This is a genomic window from Streptomyces niveiscabiei (assembly GCF_001419795.1).
Classification (GTDB): domain Bacteria; phylum Actinomycetota; class Actinomycetes; order Streptomycetales; family Streptomycetaceae; genus Streptomyces; species Streptomyces niveiscabiei.
Genome location: NZ_LIRL01001438.1, coordinates 1 through 1046 on the forward strand (window position 1 = coordinate 1; position 1046 = coordinate 1046).

Genomic DNA, 1046 nt, shown 5'->3' on the forward strand with positions numbered 1-1046 from the left:
GTCGTACCTGGGTACTACCCGGGTACGCCTCCGGGGTCGGCCTCCGAACTGTCCTCCGGGTCGTCGTCCGAGTCCTCCTCGGGGCCGCCTGCGGGCGGGCTCCTCGCCGAACGGTCCGTCGAACCGGCGTACACGGCAAGGGGGTTGTGGTCCGAGAAGGGGCAGCGGTGGCTGCGGGGCGGGCTGTGGACGGCCCTCGTCGCCGCCGTCACCGTGTTCGCTCTCGGGGTGCGGGACCTGCCGTGGCTGCGGTCCTCAAGCACTACAGGTACGACGGGTACTACGGGTCCTGCGGGTACGACGGGTGCGGCGCTGGAGTCCGGGTCCCTGCCCGGGCGGGCGATGCTCGACGCGCTGCCCTGGACGGCGCTCGGCGCCGGGCTCGTGCTGCTCCTGCTGTACGCCGGGGCGGTGACGCTCAGCCTGCGGCACGATCCGTGGCTGCCGGGGACGGCGCTGGGGGCCGTGGTCCTCGCGCTGTACGCCGTACCGGTCTCGCTGGGGCGGGAACCGGGGGCGGTGGGCGGGACGTTCTATACGGAAACGGCGCGATTCCTCGCGGAGGCGATGGGGCTCGACGGGCCCGTACCGCTGCTGCGCTGGGCGCCGCCGCTGTGTCAACTGCTGTGCCTCGTCGCGCTGTCGCAGGTGCTCGCCCGGCTGGGGGAGCGGCTGCGGCTGCCCTGGACGGCGCGCTGGGGGCTCGTCTATCTCGCCGCCCTGGGGGGCTGGGCGTGGCGAGAGGCCCTGGCGCCCTTCGCGCCGCCGACCCTCGCCGCGCTCTTCGTCCTCGCCGTGCTCCTCTCGCTCCACCGCGCCCCACCGCGCCCCACGACCTGAACCGACGCCGAACGACAGGGGGGAACCGTCGTGCGCACACCGAACCGGAGAACCGAGCCGGAACCCGACAAGGGTTCCCAGAGCGCGGAGACGTCCCAGCCGAACACCGACACCTCCGAGCCGCCCGGCGTGGGGCCGGACGAGCGCGGGGCGAGGGACGAACGGGCGGAGGGGACACGGAAGTTGCGGCTCGGAGGTGTCGGTGT

Annotated in this window: 1 pseudogene; it reads left to right on the plus strand. The window is 74.2% G+C overall.

Features of this window, described 5'->3' with window-relative positions:
* A pseudogene (locus AOK24_RS44785) lies at nucleotides 1–840 on the plus strand (lipopolysaccharide biosynthesis protein); the annotation flags it as partial.
* Between the last annotated feature and the right edge of the window lie 206 nt (nucleotides 841–1046).